The organism is Aquimarina sp. RZ0, from assembly GCF_008370685.1.
GTDB lineage: Bacteria > Bacteroidota > Bacteroidia > Flavobacteriales > Flavobacteriaceae > Aquimarina.
Genome location: NZ_VTZU01000016.1, coordinates 30,092 through 46,688, shown reverse-complemented (window position 1 = coordinate 46,688; position 16,597 = coordinate 30,092). Strand labels below are relative to the sequence as shown.

Genomic DNA, 16,597 nt, shown 5'->3' with positions numbered 1-16,597 from the left:
ACTAATGTAATTTTTAAATTAAAATAATACTAAATAAATGTTTCAATGTGCTACAATAAAATCCATTTGGTATACAATGATCATTTGTTAAATATATTACTTTAAGAATTAAAGTACCTGCACTCATCTGGTCAAATTTCAACTCATTTTTGGTTAAAAATAAAAAGTCAAGATGAGTTCATTTACTAAAAAGTAATATTTTAGTTCATTTTTTAATATTATTTTTAAAAAATAAACTATATCGGAGCAAGCCCACGAGGCATTTATTGAAAAAGAAATTTGATTTCGAGGCAAGCCGGAGTATTTTAATCTCGATTATCGAGTAATACAGTATTTATGACAGATGAATTTATTGATATATTAGATGAAAATGGTCTTCTGACTGGAGAAATAAGATTAAAAGCGGATGCGCATCGATTAGGATTATTTCATGCAAGTGTTCATGTTTGGTTGTATACTGTAGACGGAAATATTCTTTTACAAAAGCGTGCTCATAATAAGGATACGTTTCCTAATCTTTGGGATATATCCGTTGCCGGACATATAGCTGCTGGTGAGACGCCCAAAAATTCTGCTATCAGAGAAATTGAAGAAGAAATAGGAGTATCTCTTTCTGAAGAAGAACTAATTTTTATAGGAACATACGTATCTAAAAAGCAGCCAAAACCAAACTTTTTTGACAATGAGATTAATCATATATATGTTTCAAAATTCGACACTGCCATAGAAGAACTTACGCTTCAAGAAGAAGAAGTTGCAGCTGTCAAACGTATACCAATAACCGATTTTAAAGCTGATCTTACGGATGATCTATTGGCTACCAGGTATGTTCCTCATACAACTGAATACTACAATTTTATTCTTAAGGAAATCATAAATCGATTAGATTAATTCTAATATTCTCTATAACTATTGTAACTTCATAGGGCAAAAATAAACTATAGTATTTTTGCATCCAATACTAAAAAAAGTAGACATAGATTGAAACTATTACAATTTACATAGAGAAACAACAAGAAGGCTAAACCTACTTAACAGACTACCTATTTTGAGAATTAGAAAAATAAATCAGATACTCGAAGTCTGAAATAAAAAAACTAAAAAATTGACGTTACCATTAAAATCAAAAATATTATTACTTTTATTAATCGCATCTATATCGGTTAGTTGTCAAAAAAAGGAAAAAACTGATCTTTTACAGATTAATGTTTTATCAAATAGGTTAAAAGAAATCTCTGGCATTACCAAAATATCTGGTACTGCTTTTATATATGCAATTAATGATTCTGGAAATGACAACACTCTTTTTAAAATAAATGAAGAAGGAGAGATTGTAAAAGAGTTTAAAATTCCAAATGCTAAAAATATTGACTGGGAAGATTTAACATTTGATAATCAAGGTAATATATACATAGGGGATTTTGGTAATAATGATAACAAACGGAAGGATCTCACTATTTATAAAATTTCGGGAATTGATTCTGAAAAAATAGAATCTCATAAAATTCAGTTTAGCCTGGAAGATCAAAAAGAATTCCCTCCAAAAAAGAAGAATAGAAATTTTGATGTTGAGGCTTTTATCTATAAAAACGGAAGCTTTTTTCTATTCACTAAGAACAGAAGTAGTAAATTTAAGGGAGAAACTAAACTATACAAAGTTTTAGCTCAACCGGGTAAACAGGTAGCAAAATTGATTACTTCGTTCAAAATAGGTAATGATCCCAATGATTGTTTTATAAGCAGTGCAGCGATTAATACAAGAGGTAATAAAATAGTTCTTCTTACTTATAATAAAATTTTTCTATTAACAGATTTCAAAGGTGATGATGTATTTCAGGGGACTATTAAAAAAATAAAACTTAACCACTTTTCTCAGAAAGAAGGAATATGTTTTAACGACGAGAATTCAGTTTTTATAGTTGATGAAAAAAGGAACAATAGAAAAGGGAAATTATACAAATATACACTTGAGTAGTGCTTATTGATTTCCATATTTTTGTTTATAATGCACTCTCATTAGTGTTTTAGTTTTATATCCGGATTACTTCATCCTGACTATGTGCATCAATACTATGAATTCTGTAAAATATAGCTATGAACTTATTAAACTAAGTTTATTGGTTCTAATACGCTTATATTTCCTGCCATACCAAAGCAAAACACCACTTACTGGTAGTGAAGCACAAAGAAAACTTACTAAAAAAGCAATTACTTTTCCGGCAATACCACCTATAGCTCCTATATGGATATCATAGTTCATCCGGATTACTTTATCTGCAAATTTTGCATCTTTATATTTACCATAGATACTGGTCGTCTCGATCTCTTGTAGTGTATTCTGATCAAAGAAAAGATAATCCATATTGTAATATAATCCGTCAGAATTACTCACCTCAACAAGAATTGATGTCGTATCATTTTCTGGATAATGTAATTCAAAACTTTTTGCAGTTTTATAAGTTTTATATAATATCGGAATCAGCTTGTCATATGCCGGAACCTTATCTGATATATCGGTATAAGGACTAGCACTGTTAGGAACTATAAATTGTGGTGCTTTATCACCTCCTGTAGCCTTATACGCGATAAAATAAAACCAGTTAAAAGCCATTACACATCCGGTAAAAGCCAGTATCAAACCAAATGAGGATACATAAAAACCGATGATGGTATGCAAGTCAAAATTCTTACGTTTCCAACGGGTTTTGTCATTCCATTTGAATCTTAGTCGAGCTTTTAAGTTTTTCATTTTTTTGGGCCACCAAAGCAATACTCCTGTCATTAATATGATTAAAAAAAGTAGGACTGAATAAGATACGATTCTGGAACCAATTGCTTCTGGCAACCATAGCCCTATATGCCCTTTTAGTATAAAACCAAAGAAGCCCGAATTATTATCCAAGCTCTTAATAAATTTGCCCGTATATGGGTTTAAGAAAACGCTATGATAAAACACCTCTGGTTCTGCTTCATAAAAAACCACCTCTATCGCTTCATTTGGTTTTCCGTAGATCACCCCGTGAATAGCTCTATCAGGAATGATACTTTCTGCAATCCTTTTTACTTCAGAAGAACTTACAAAATCTTGTTCTTGCGGAATTACATATTTATAATCATCATAAAAGCTTTCGATTTCTTCTTTAAAAACCCAAAGACATCCTGTAACCGAAACAATAAAAAGCACCGCACCTGTAATTAACCCAAGTATTCGATGAATTTTAAGAATTGTTTTACGTCTATTTTTCTTTTCTGTTTTATCTGTCATATCAGGTCATTAATAAAAAAAAGTATCTATAAAAATCTTATTCCTTGAATGTTAAAACTCAATAAACCAACTAAAAACAGTACGCTACTTATACCATTTACTGTTTGAATTTACTGGAATAAAATGTTCTTTTTTCACCTCAGCTTCAGCATAAAAACAAACCGTAACCTTGCTATGATTGATTTTTCTTATTCACCGAGATAAAAAAATCTTGCTTTTCATTTAAACTACCTCGGGGCAAGCCCACGGGGCATTTATTGAAAAAAACATTTTGATTTCGAGGCAAGCCTCGGAGCATTTAAATCTCGATTATCGAGTAAATTCAAACAACAATTAGTATTATACGATTTATAACTAAAAATTTCGCATATTCATCGTTTCTTTTTCCTTTCTACTTCGTTTAAAAAATAAACCGTAGCTATAGCTATGCTTGATTTTTTTGCCTTGCATAAAGAAAAAATAATTCAATGAATTTATACGAATTTTTTAATCACAAATCGTATTATTTTTAATTTAGGTTTTAAGAGTATATAAGATTGGATAGAAATATCCCTAAATTTTAACTTTAAAAGTCAGTCTCGTATCAATTGTAGGTTTTTAGAAATAATAGTCTACATATACATACAACAGTTCCTTTTTATCAAGAGGTTGACGGGACACTTTTTTTCTTAAATCATTGTAATCTAAAGAATCCTTTTATTGTTTTCCCTATTATTTTTGCGCCTTTTGTGCTTGTTGCAGTTTCTATATCCACTTGATATACATGAGCATCAGTTGCAGTCTCTATACTTACATATGCTTTCCCAGCTTCTACCAGAATTGGAGATGTATATCTTTTTGCATGTAGCGGAACATTAGCTACATCTGTAACAGTTTTTGCTTCTAGATCTATAATGACTAATTTTTGATTAAAAGCTTCAGGTTTTCTTGTGAAGGCACCCCAAATTTCACCTGTATCGCTCGTTAAAATTCTAGCAATCGCCTTAGTACCACCCGCATAATCTAGTGAGAATAATTTTCCACCGTTAGTAGCTTCCTCAATATTAAAAAAGTAGTCACTATCGAATTCTGTTTCATTACTTTTGATTTTCAAGATACCTGAAGGTTTTGTAGAGGCTTCTTTAAATCCTGCCATCACAGCACCACAAGAGAATGAATATAGGTCACCATTCGCAGTTTCTATCAAACCTGTAGTTGCTCCATTGACACCTATGGGTCCCGTTCTATTATCTGTTATAATTTTTTCTGGCGCACTGCCAACAGCAGGAAAAGGATATATTGCTACTAAGGCTTCATCTGGCTCAACAGATTCTGTATTAGTATTTACCTTATGGAATGGTATAAAAAAATTATCTCCTCTTACTTCGAGAGCTGTTGGCCATGAAAGAATAGAGTTTACTGGATCCTGATTATCAATCTCCTGATAAATACTTATATTTTTAATTTCTGTGACCAAACCATTTTGAGCATCCATAAAATGTAATCTCCTTGTTGGATCTTCTCTGTTAATTTCCATCGCCAGTAAAGTAGTTTTATCATTTGTGGCACCAAACATTTCTAGTGCATTGTCAAAAATAAAACCTCCTTTTTTTTCTATGCTTCCCTGTCCGTTATCTGCATAGGCGGCTCCCTGGTTATCTTCACTATATCCTGTACTAAAAAGAGTTTTACCTACGGGATAGAAAAATCTCCAACTTGTGAGTTCGATTCCTGTTCCTTCTGCAGAAATTTCTCCAGACATAATATCTTCTTTACTCACGATATAATCGGTTTCGTTATCTCCTGTTGTTCTTAATGCCATTACAAAACCTTTTGATGATTGTCCTGTAACATCCGGTTCAACAACACCTCCTCCCGTAGTCTCGTCATCACTGCTACAAGCAGTAATTGCAAGCAAAATTACTATTGCTAATAAAGTGGTTATTTTTATTTGTTTCATTTCATATTTATTTTAAAAAGTGAATATTCATTATTGTAAAAAGTATCTGAATTTTAGATACAATGCCCTTCCTGGTTTTTGAATTCTGAAATTGTCAAAAACCAATGCATCTGTTAGATTCGTGACTGAAGCAGAAAGATTATATCTACCTTGTTTCCAATTATAATCTATATCAATCCCATGCACATGTTGCACAGGGATATCATTTTTATCAAGAGGGTTCCCATTATTCTCTGTTTTTAAAAAGAAGGATTCTGTAAATGAGTAATTCCAATATATTGAAAGTCTATTCTTAAAGAATTTAGAACCCATTCTGGTATTCCAAAAGAAATATGGGATATTAGGGACTCTACTATCAAAAGCAGCATTTTCTACACCTTCATCAAGTCTATCCTTATCTATAATATCTTGATAGGTAATATTGAATTGAGCTTCAATTTTATTGTTGAAGGAAGCTTTAACCCCAGATTCTATACCTTTTGAAGTTACATTAGTTATATTATCATATTCGCTAAACACACCTTCTGGTCTTTTCAAGCGTATAAAATCAATTGATTTTCGATAGAATACATTTGCACTATAGACAAGGCTAAAAAATGAAAAAGAAGTATTCAACCTACCTCCAATATTAATATTATCACTTTCTTCTGGTGTTAATTCAAAATTAGGTAGTATAAATAATCCATCTCCTAATAACTCGTAACTTTCCGGAATTCTATAGGATTTCTCATAAGAAGCCTTTATGGTTAGATAACTCAATGGATTTAGGGCCAACACTCCTCCATATCCTGTGTCTGAGAAATCAACTGTTGTTACTTCTTCTGTATTTGCGTTTTTTTGCTTTCCAGAAAACAAATACTGTTTTGCAAAAAATGAAATATCATATTTATATCTTATACTTTTTAACGTATAGGATACACCAAAAATATTTTTTGACAAGGTACTGGGTTCTCTAAAGGAGAAATTTACCGGGTTTATATCATCCTTGCCTTTACGTCTTAAATAATTAAATGTATAATTACCTTCTAAACTATGAGCATCAGTGATCGTATATTTAGCATTTGCCTGGCTATTAATCAATTGATCTGTTAGCCGAAATAAAGACCGGGCAACCCCCAATTCTCCTAATCCATCAGAAGGATCTCGTTCTATAAAATCTCCTGCCCAGTTATATTTTCGGGTACTGGTATCATCGTTGATTTCCTTTACATTTCCGACAAGACCTGATAGTTTTATTCCTAATTTATCTATTTCTTTCTCGTACACGGTAGACAATAAAATTGTATTACCTTCTGTATTAAATTCGCCAAGCACTCGTAAAATATTATTATCAGGATGTTGGTACTCATTTTTATTATAAGCACTCGTTAAACGAACATACCATTGATCGGCATACTTCTTATCAAAAACCCCAAACTCGGCAGATAACATCGTAGAGGTATATTGATCATAAAACCTGTTGACGTCAATATTTCCCAAAAAATTCCCTAATTCAAGATCAAAAAGTGGAACATCTCTCATCAAATAATCATTATCTGAATAATTAAAAAATGAAATTAACTTTACATAATTTTTATGCGCATTACTATATTGAGCATTCAAAGCTGTTCTATGAGTATTAAAAGAACCAATACTATAACTGGCATCTACATAGTTTTCTTTCTTCCCTTCTGTTATTATATTTATTGCCCCTCCCAATGCATCTGATCCCAAAGAAACAGGAACAACTCCTTTATAAACCTCAACGGATTTAATAAGATTTACAGGGAAATTATTAAGCGTCAAGGAAGAACCAAAATTTTCCATAGGAATTCCGTCTATAAAATATCGAACCTGATTCCCTGCTAATCCATTTAGTGCCAACTTAAAATTAGATCCTAACCCTCCTGCTTCTCTCAAATTAATTCCTGGAATACTCTTTATAACCTGATTGATATCTGTCGGGATATTTTTTAGCTCTTTGGCTTCTATAACATTAATAGCATATCCTGTACTTCTTTTTTTCTCGTTTTCAGTTTTCCCTCTGACAGTAACACTATTAAGTTCTTCAATATCCTCTTGTAAAACGATGGTAAGGAATACGGGATCTGCAGTAGATACTGTTATTGTTTTGGTACTTTTTTTAAAACCAATATAACTAGTTTCCAAAGTGTAAGAACCTTCTGGAACTGAGATAACAAATTGACCCTCAAAATCAGTTGTAACCCCCAGTTTTTTTAGGCCTTTTACTACAATTGTAGCACCTACAATCGGAGTAGATTTTTGATCTAAAACAATTCCCTGAATATTATGTTGAGCACTACACGATAGTACAGCAAAAAACAACATACAAGCATTCCATTCTTTTCGTAAAATTATCACTGACAACTACAATTTTTTTTGAACAATTCAGTTAGACATTACAATATTATTTATATTTGATCTAAATAAATATAGTTACAAAATTACTATCTATAAAAAGAGAAAAATGACGTATTATGGATAAAAAAAGACGTGAAGCAACGTCGCTTAAAACCGAAACCAATAGCAAAAAAGACAACTGTGCATTATACGCTATATCTCAATTAATAAGTACCCAGGAACAATGTGGCATTATTTTTAAAAAATTCAAATTCTTAGAAGAATATGGCACTGGTCATTTTGAATCTTATCATTTTAATGGATTATACGTTTACATATTTGATGTGGTTTTAAAAAAAGACTTTACCATTACAGGATATTTATCCAAAGATTTGCTTGAGCTCTCTTTCCTTATTGAAGGAGAACAAATCATAAAAATTGATACGCTAGTCAATGATTTTATATATGAAAGTCAGGAAAGTTACCTGGTATATGTACAAGATATCACTGGTTCTATAGCCTATCATAAACGCAAGCATCTAAAAGAAATTAAAATCAGAATGGATGTTTCATTTCTAAAAAGACATCGCCTTTATGAAGCGTATGATATTCTGAATCGGTATGCATTAATGAGGTCTCAAGATAATTTTATAAGACCATTGTGCAGCAAAACACAAGAAATACTTTCTGAAATTATATCTGACAAAAAAAATGGTCTATTAAAACGTTTATTCTTAGAATCAAAAATACTGGAATTAATTACGCTCAAATTAGATACTAAAAAATCAAATACTCAAGAAATCAAAAACCAACCTGATAAACTGGTTAAAAAGCTATATAAAACTCAGCATCTGATTTCTTCAGATCTTTCTATACAGTATTCTATACAACAACTGGCTCGCGAAATAGGATTGAATGATTTTGCGCTCAAAAAAGAATTCAAGAGAGTATTTGGTCAAACAATTTTTGAGTATGCTACCGAACTGCGGATGAAAAAAGCCAAACAATTATTATATCATAGTACAAAACCTATTTATGAAATTTCAGAACTGGTCGGTTACAAAAATGCCACACATTTTACAGCTGCATTCAAGAAAATCGAAGGAATTACTCCAAAAAAATTCAGAAATACCTTGGTAACCGAAAAAACATAGTTTATAATACTACTTTGGACTTTCTGGATTGTGCCTTTGATAAGATCTCCATTTTACGCAGATCAAATTGGCTAATTTTCATGCAGGCTTCTAACCAGACATCTGTTATTTTTAGTAATTCATGTTTTGATAATGGATGTATTAGTTTTTTACATTGGATATGATGATACTCAAAATTAAATCGCTCATTAATCTCTCTTATAAATTTGTGTAGTACAAGCATCGTACTATCTTTTACAGCAATTTTTTCTATAAGTCCTAAAGATTCCAGATATCTGGATGTATATATCTTTCCGCTTCGAATAATGGCATCTGCATCGATGGTATTCAGTTTTCTATACAATAAACTATAGGCACCCATCCCCGGAAATAAATTGAATTTATTCTCTGGCAGACCAAATTGTACATTGTCATTTGATACGATAAAATCATGTGCTAATGCACACTCAAACCCTCCACCATAGGCATTCCCTTCTGTAAGAGCTATCGTGATTACTGGTAAACCAAATGAAGTATACATATTATAAATAGCATCAATACATAAGTAGGCATACGTCTTTAGTTGTTGAACATTGTTTGTTCTGATACTCTCCAGAAAAAATGCCAGATCTCCTCCCATATTATAAATATCTTTATGTTCGGAGCCGGAAACTATAAATTTTAAAGGCCTGTCCGGGTGCGAAAAATATGCTGTTATCCACATACAAAATTCACTAAATTCCGTGAGCCCTCTTAAACAAAAGTTAGGCATCCCTGTGTCTTTTATTTTCCAAAACAAGAGTTCTTCTTCTTTATAATACGCTATAGAAATACAATTAAATTGTCTCATAATATTACGTTTTTTGCATGGTCACTCCCCTTTTAGGAATAGTAGCTGATTGCTTTTTAGATGTATTTGGTCTGCTTAGTTTATCTATTACAAACTTTTGGATGGCTAAGATTACTATGGTATAACAAGGAATTAGGAACAGTACACCAACAACTCCAAATTGCTGATATCCTAAAAATCCCATTCCCCAACAAATAAGTATCCATTGGATCATATAAATGGTGGTAACTCTTTTACTACAATAGAAGAAGAAGTTAAAAACAGGATTTTCCCTGACTTTTGTTACTAATACATTGGATACCCACATCAGTATCAAATTAAAGCCTGCCAAATACATAGTTCCTCCTGGGCCTAAATGAAAATAATCCCCAAAATGATATTCAAAATTATAGTAGCATAACCCCGCACCAATACCCATTAGAAGTATTCCGCCAATACCCATTTTATCGAATATGGTCTTGACATCATTTTTTTTCTCCTTATACCACATCCCAAAAAACATGCCTATAAGAATAAAAGAAAACCAAGGAAATACAGCAAAATAAACATTCCACTTTGCTCCCCATAAAAGATCAAGAACATAATCCACACCTACTATATCCAATCGGAAGCCGTGTATTCCCCTAGTTGTCAAAACAATTAGCAATGCAATAATTAATGGTATATATTTATTTTTTGAAAAAGTATTGATAACTCCCATGAACAATAGAGAAACCCCCGCCAGTTGAAGAATATCTCCGGTTCCTAGCATATAGATCATATTCTCTGCAGTAGCAGGATATGTCCATCCATAAGCTTCTATAAAATTAGAAGGTATTATTCCAACTAATGTGGGAAGTATAAACTTTAGAAAATTCATTGAATACCCCATTGCCAAAATATAAAACGCCCTTTTTATGGATAATACCACACTTTGATTACGTGATAATGTAAAAGATACTCCCATAGCAATTAAGAACATGGGAGTTCCTTTACCTATAAAATGTATCATAGCGCCCAGCCAGGTTTCTGATTGTGTATGAATGTCTCCATATATCCAAAGTGTGTGTACTATAATAACCATTAATACGCTTACACCTCTTGCCAGGTCTATTGCTAAAATTCTATTAGAGTTTTTCATGTTATTCTAAATAATTATGTAAATTATTAATGATTTGTTTCTAGTTTTCTGTCAATATTTAATGCTTCTGATCTATATTCATTTGCCATTTTTCCTCCATCAATATGATTCCAGCCTGGAGGGTTGATTACGTATCTCAATTTATCACTCCATCTATCTGCTGATTTCATATCCTTCCATAGATCTTTCCAGAACACCATTTGTATCTGCCATAAATTTGCCCCGTCAATTGTATCTCCCATGACTCCATATACGGGTTTTTCATACACTAATTCTTCTTGTAGTGTTCCAAAAATCCGATCCCAAATAGAAAACGTTTCTCCGTAGTTAGTATCTATATATCTATGATTTTTTGCGTGATGTACCCGATGTAAAGAAGGAGTAATAAATATTGTCTCGAGCCATTTATGTCTTTTTACCAATTTTTCGCTTGCGTGTTCATACAATCCATAAAGATTAGCTACTTGTTCTATAATAAGAATCATAAAAGGGTCGAAACCAAGAAATGGAAGCCATATTATTGTATGCGGCATATGTATGAATATCAAGAAAGATCCCCTCACTGCGACAGTCATTTTCATTTCTTCGGCTGTATGATGCACTCCGTGTATGCACCAGAAAAAACGAACTTTATGTCCAATATAATGTAAGAAGTAAAACATAAAATCATATAGTATATACCCTAAAAGCCATACATACCAGCCGTACCCCAATGTAAATAGGCGATGTTCATAAAGCCACGCCATGGTTCCTAAAATTACTACTTTACCAAAAAGGATATATGGAATCCCTTCTATGGGATATGATGTAATATTAACAAAACCTTCTTTGTGACTTTCTATTTTTCTGGTAATGGTAAGAATACTCCACTCTACAATTACCAAAAGTATGATTACGATTCCCAATGTACTCCGTAATTTATCTAACAGTATCAGGATTGATTCATTCATTATTTAGATTTTACAATAGTTTTTGCATATTCCTTACTGTTGGAATTGATGCTTTTTATTTGAGTATTTTTTTAAAAGCGGAATTGGTATTATATATTTGATATCATTTCTTTTTTTATGGATTGAGTTTGATCTTTAAATTTTGCGATTGGGTTTTGCAGTTTTCCTTTTAGTATCAAACTTTCCATAGGATCAGCAAGATTTAGCATCTGTTGTGTATTCTTAAGCTGTAACCGATTTAAACAACACCTATCAAATTCTGATACAAAAAGATCATATTTGTCAAATTTTAGTTTCAGCTCAGGATGCTCTATTTGATAGGAATGAATGCATGCTGCCACCTGCTTCCAAAAATATTCTTCTGGATAATCCATATATTTCTTCAGATTTGCTCCCATAAACCTAAAAAAGCAATCAAATACATCTGTAAAGAGTGTCAATACCTTCATGGTATCCGAAGTCTTTGTATACAAACGTTGTACTTCTGTCGGTAAATCTAATTCTGTATTAAAAACAAGTACTTCTTCTGTAATATCTTTCATTAGAATTTTTACCGGAGTGTGATTTTTCATCACCATGATTATATTTTCCCCGTGTGGCATAAACACCAGTTCATATTTATAAAAACAATGTAATAAAGGACTTAGATACGTTTGTAGATATGATTGCAGCCATACATTTACATCATAAGGTGATGCCTGGATTATTTCTTTTAAGAAAGAACCTCCTTCTGCATCAATATGAAGCAATGCTGCCATGGTCATTAATTGCTGATTTTTATTTATTTTAGTATGTGGACTTTCTCTCCACAATGCAGATAACATTTTATTGTGTGCATTCGTTTTTCCTAAAACTTCATAATAAGTATTCTGATATCCTACAGTCGCCACTTCTCCCAACATTGTAAACCCCGTCTGTTTTAGATACTCATCCTTTTCTAATAATTCATTAATCCAGCTAGTTATATATGGTGTACTTTTCATATAATGAGGAGAAAGCCCTCTCATAAAACCCATATTCAAAATAGATAATGCTGTTTTGGTATACATTTTTGTAGGATTACTACTATTATAAAGGGTGCGTATGGATTGTTGTGCCGAGTAAACATCCTCGCTCTCTCCCAAAAAGACCAAGTTTTGATCGGCTATATCTGCCGTAAATACCTGTACTATCTTATTATTCCATTGCCAAGGATGTACCGGTATGAATATATAAGAATCAATATCCAACCCTAATGATTGTAATTTTGTATTAAATTTTGATATCGTATGAATACCAAGTTCTTTGCGCATTAACGAATTATATTCGTATTTCCTTATTCCCGTATACGTGGTTTTATTCTTATGCCCGGCCAGCCAGTAGATCTTAAAAGGCTCATTAGCCTCTGGAGCATATTTAATATAATCTTCACTATCAAACCCAATTCTTCCATTATTAGCCACAAAACATGGATGTCCCTGAGTCATGGCATGCTCTATTACCTGAAAAGAACTTTTTACTAACTCCTGAGAAGAACGTCTGGTATGTACAAATTTGTAAGCAGCACTGGATAATGTACTGGAGATTTCCTCTAAATATATCGAAAGTAGGTGCTTTGGTATTTCTAGGGTATATACAAAATCAATAATAAATGTAAGAGCCTCTATCGGTTCTGGAGTACCATTCACCTTTTTTACAATAGATTTTTCGTCAATATCCCAATGATCTAAAGATCGTTTTTGAGCATTAAACTCATATGTTGTTCCCGGAGTATCTGATATCAATATATAAGAAGAAAATATCTCTGTTTCTTTTATTAGCTTAGGAGTAAATAATATTTCGTGAGCAAACTCACTAATAGCTTTGGCTACCAGATTTATATTAACCAGCTTCCAAACCTCTGTGGTGAGATAATCCAGCTTATATGTCGGTTGATTCGTTGTATCTATGTTTGTCATTATTCTTGATTTTTCCTGATGAGCCCTAATTGCCTCTTCATACTGCCCACGTTCACAAAGAGCTAATGCAGCAGTTTTTTCTGGTAGTTCTATTTCTTTTACATATTGAAAACCAGCTTTTTTATTGAGTACATGAATTTTTTTATTTTGTACATCTGGCTCTACCACAATTCTATTGACATCTGGCTGACAAAAAAAATATTCCAAAATAGTCGTAAATACATTCCAGGTGAATCCTGATATTTTATTTTTGGGAGGAGCTATCAAAATATGCATCCCATAATCTGTCTCTTTTGCCGTATAATATTCAGAAATCCGATCAGATAAAGCTTTATATTTTTCCATTAGAAAAATGAGCTTTCCTTTATAAACTCCAACAAAGACCTCATAATTTTTTCGAGAAATCAATTCAATGTATTCAGAACGTACTTCGGATAATGATTTATTCAGCATTCCCCAATAGCGTGCATAGGATCGCGTTACCCAATCATATATAATTTCTATATCAGTATTTACATCCAGACGACGCACATGAATAGTTCCTAAATTTTCTATAGATTTTGAAAAAACAACATTCGATATTCTAGTATCTTCACTCATAGTTTTGTCAATAATTTATGAAACAGCTTTGATCGCATCATTTTTATACGTAGCAATAGGATTTTCTAATCGACCGGCAAATTGAAGTAATGCCACAGGATCATCTAAATCAATCATTTGTGTATGATTATTTAATTGAAGCCTATTCAAGCAAGACAAATGAAAATCCTGAGCAAATAGATCATATTGCTTAAATTTTTCTTCTTTCTCCGGATAGCGTGCCTGATATTCATGAATAACTGATGCTACTGTTTTCCAAAATTGCGCTTCAGAAAAATCAGCATGTTCTGCTAAAACTTGAGACATAAACCTAAAGAATCCATCAAAAATATCTGTGAATATTGATAATAGTTTTACATCTTCCGGTACTGGAGCATACATACGTTTTAAGTGATCTGGTAGCACGACATCTGGACTCAGAATGCACGCTTCTTCTGTAATATCTTTCAGCAATACTCTAGCTGGAATATAGTCTTCTAATACTATAATTAAATTTTCTCCGTGAGGCATAAAGACCAGATCAAAATGATAAAAACAATGCAATAACGGACTCAAATATGCTTTGAGATATTTACCTAACCAGTCTTCAATCGATATAGCAGACGCTTTGATAATATTAGGTAAAAAAGCTTCTCCGGTATGATCTATATGCAGAAAGGCTGCCATAGTCATTAGCTGTTGTCCTTCATCGATTGCTGTTACGGGACTTTCTCTCCATAGGGAGGCCAGCATTTTGTTATAGTCATTATGAGTTCCGAATTCTTCAAAATATGGATTCACATAGCTTACAGAAGCGATCTCTCCCAGCATTTCAAATCCTGTTTCCCTGATATATGGATCATTGTACAATAATGTTTCTAACCATACCGCCATTTTTGGTGCTGTCCCCAAATAATACAAAGGAAGCCCTCTCATAAATCCCATATTTAGAATCGAAAGCGCAGTTTTAGTATAAAATTTATGGGGGTTTGTACTGTTAAATAAGGTTCTTATGGATTGCTGAGCAAAATATTGATCCGGACCATACCCCAAACAAATTAGATGTCCTGTTGCTATTTCTGGAGAAAATATAGTCGCCAGTTTATTAAACCATTGCCAGGGATGCATTGGGATCAAGAAGTAATCTTCTGGATCAAAACCTTTATTTTTTATGATGGTATAAAATGAAGTAAGCGTATCATCATCTAATTCCTGATGTATTAATTTCTCATAAGGCAAATCTTCTGTTGCCGCATATACCGCTTTGCTTTTATGTCCTGCCAGCCACAATAATGAAAAAGAATTTCCTGCTTCTGGTGCATATGCTCTATAATCATTACTATCAAAACCGATACGACCATTATTGGCAATAAAGCCTGGGTGTCCTGCTGTCATAGATTTTTCAATAGTCTGAAAATCTGCCGCTACCAGTTCTCTGGCTGTTGGATTTCCTTTTAAGGTTTTAAAAGCACTTCCATATAAGGTACTTATAATTTCTTCCAGATACATGGGCATTTGAGCCTCATTAATACCTAACTGTTTTCTGAGTTCTTTAACAAAAAGAATACTATCCAGTACAACAGATTCGCTTTCATTATATTTTTTGATAGAAGTCTGTTCTATCCATAAATGATTTAATGCCATAGGTTTTGCCACAAACTGATATTGTATAACAGGTGTATCTGTTTTTAGAACATATTCGTTCCAGCCATCTTCTAATTCTTTTAGAATTATTGGCTTTATAAGAAGCTCGTGACTAAATTCACAAATCGCTTTTTTTATAAACAATGAATTGACTTTTACCCACACTTCAGATTGTAAATGAGCGATTGATTGTTGTGGCGAAACTATAGTATCCAGCGTATTCATGGTACTTCTTTTATTAATTTGTGATCCTGATAAGGTTTGTTGGTGTGATTCTCTATATAGAAAAGCCAGCTGTGCTACTTTATTTGGTAGCTCTACGATTTTATCTAACCGAAATCCAATACGCTGGCATAATGCAAACATTTTTTTATTACGTATATCTGGTTCTACAATAATCCTATCAACAGTAGGATCCTGAAATACAAAATCCATAATAGTATTAAAAATATACCAGGTAAAATTTGGAATTTTAACCCTTGGGGGAGCTACTATAATATGGATTCCGCAATCCTCATTTTTTGCAGAATACAAGTCTCCAATAGCATCTTTTTTAGGATGGTATCTTTCTAATACAAAAACAGTTTGCTCCCCATAGATACCTACAAAGACATCATAATGATCTGGTTGCATTAATCTGGCATATTCTTGCTCCACCTGCTTTAATGAGAACTCTTGCATTCCCCAAAAAACAGCATATTCCTGATTTACCCATTGATGTAATTCTTTACTATCCTGCGTGATCCTGTAGTGACGTATATTGATTTCTCCAAAACCATCAAACGATTTGGTAAATAAATAGTGTTCTTTATTTTGTATGTTTTTTATACTTGTATTCAT

The 16,597-nt window shown here is 32.5% G+C and carries 11 protein-coding genes; 3 read left to right on the top strand and 8 right to left on the bottom strand.

Translation table 11 applies throughout. The annotated features are described in order from the left end of the window. The first annotated feature begins 336 nt into the window (after nucleotides 1-336). Together F0000_RS07995 and F0000_RS07990 are read left to right on the top strand one after the other, a co-directional pair. Complete coding sequence (locus F0000_RS07995) at nucleotides 337-891, top strand: NUDIX domain-containing protein (RefSeq protein ID WP_149624190.1); 555 nt, start codon at nucleotides 337-339, stop codon at nucleotides 889-891. 214 nt (nucleotides 892-1,105) lie between these two features. Next, nucleotides 1,106-1,975, top strand: a complete 870-nt coding sequence (locus F0000_RS07990; protein ID WP_149624189.1) for an SdiA-regulated domain-containing protein — start codon at nucleotides 1,106-1,108, stop codon at nucleotides 1,973-1,975. Nucleotides 1,976-2,092: 117 nt separating this feature from the next. Here the strand turns inward: F0000_RS07990 and F0000_RS07985 are convergent, their stop codons facing one another. From F0000_RS07985 to F0000_RS07975, 3 genes are all read right to left on the bottom strand, one after another. Then, nucleotides 2,093-3,265 (bottom strand): PepSY domain-containing protein, encoded by a 1,173-nt coding sequence (locus tag F0000_RS07985; protein ID WP_149624188.1) that lies wholly within the window; start codon nucleotides 3,263-3,265, stop codon nucleotides 2,093-2,095. 673 nt (nucleotides 3,266-3,938) lie between these two features. Further along, nucleotides 3,939-5,204 (bottom strand): DUF4374 domain-containing protein, encoded by a 1,266-nt coding sequence (locus F0000_RS07980; protein ID WP_149624187.1) that lies wholly within the window; start codon nucleotides 5,202-5,204, stop codon nucleotides 3,939-3,941. Nucleotides 5,205-5,234: 30 nt separating this feature from the next. Beyond that, complete coding sequence (locus F0000_RS07975; RefSeq protein ID WP_255452670.1) at nucleotides 5,235-7,565, bottom strand: TonB-dependent receptor; 2,331 nt, start codon at nucleotides 7,563-7,565, stop codon at nucleotides 5,235-5,237. A 116-nt stretch (nucleotides 7,566-7,681) separates the two neighbouring features. On the opposite strand from F0000_RS07975, the gene F0000_RS07970 reads away from it, so the two are divergent. Then, complete coding sequence (locus tag F0000_RS07970) at nucleotides 7,682-8,698, top strand: helix-turn-helix transcriptional regulator (protein ID WP_255452669.1); 1,017 nt, start codon at nucleotides 7,682-7,684, stop codon at nucleotides 8,696-8,698. A 1-nt stretch (nucleotide 8,699) separates the two neighbouring features. On the opposite strand, the gene F0000_RS07965 is transcribed toward F0000_RS07970, so the two are convergent. The 5 genes from F0000_RS07965 to F0000_RS07945 form a co-directional block, all read right to left on the bottom strand. Beyond that, nucleotides 8,700-9,527 (bottom strand): crotonase/enoyl-CoA hydratase family protein, encoded by an 828-nt coding sequence (locus F0000_RS07965; protein ID WP_149624184.1) that lies wholly within the window; start codon nucleotides 9,525-9,527, stop codon nucleotides 8,700-8,702. Nucleotides 9,528-9,531: 4 nt separating this feature from the next. Beyond that, on the bottom strand, nucleotides 9,532-10,647 hold the full coding sequence (locus F0000_RS07960) for a heparan-alpha-glucosaminide N-acetyltransferase domain-containing protein (RefSeq protein WP_149624183.1): 1,116 nt from the start codon (nucleotides 10,645-10,647) through the stop codon (nucleotides 9,532-9,534). Between the two features lie 26 nt (nucleotides 10,648-10,673). Next, the gene (locus F0000_RS07955; RefSeq protein WP_149624182.1) at nucleotides 10,674-11,597 is read right to left on the bottom strand and encodes a sterol desaturase family protein; all 924 of its coding nucleotides are present in this window, start codon (nucleotides 11,595-11,597) and stop codon (nucleotides 10,674-10,676) included. Nucleotides 11,598-11,686: 89 nt separating this feature from the next. After that, nucleotides 11,687-14,134, bottom strand: coding sequence for a GNAT family N-acetyltransferase (locus tag F0000_RS07950; RefSeq protein ID WP_149624181.1), 2,448 nt, complete (start codon nucleotides 14,132-14,134; stop codon nucleotides 11,687-11,689). Between the two features lie 15 nt (nucleotides 14,135-14,149). Next, the gene (locus tag F0000_RS07945; protein WP_255452668.1) at nucleotides 14,150-16,597 is read right to left on the bottom strand and encodes a GNAT family N-acetyltransferase; all 2,448 of its coding nucleotides are present in this window, start codon (nucleotides 16,595-16,597) and stop codon (nucleotides 14,150-14,152) included.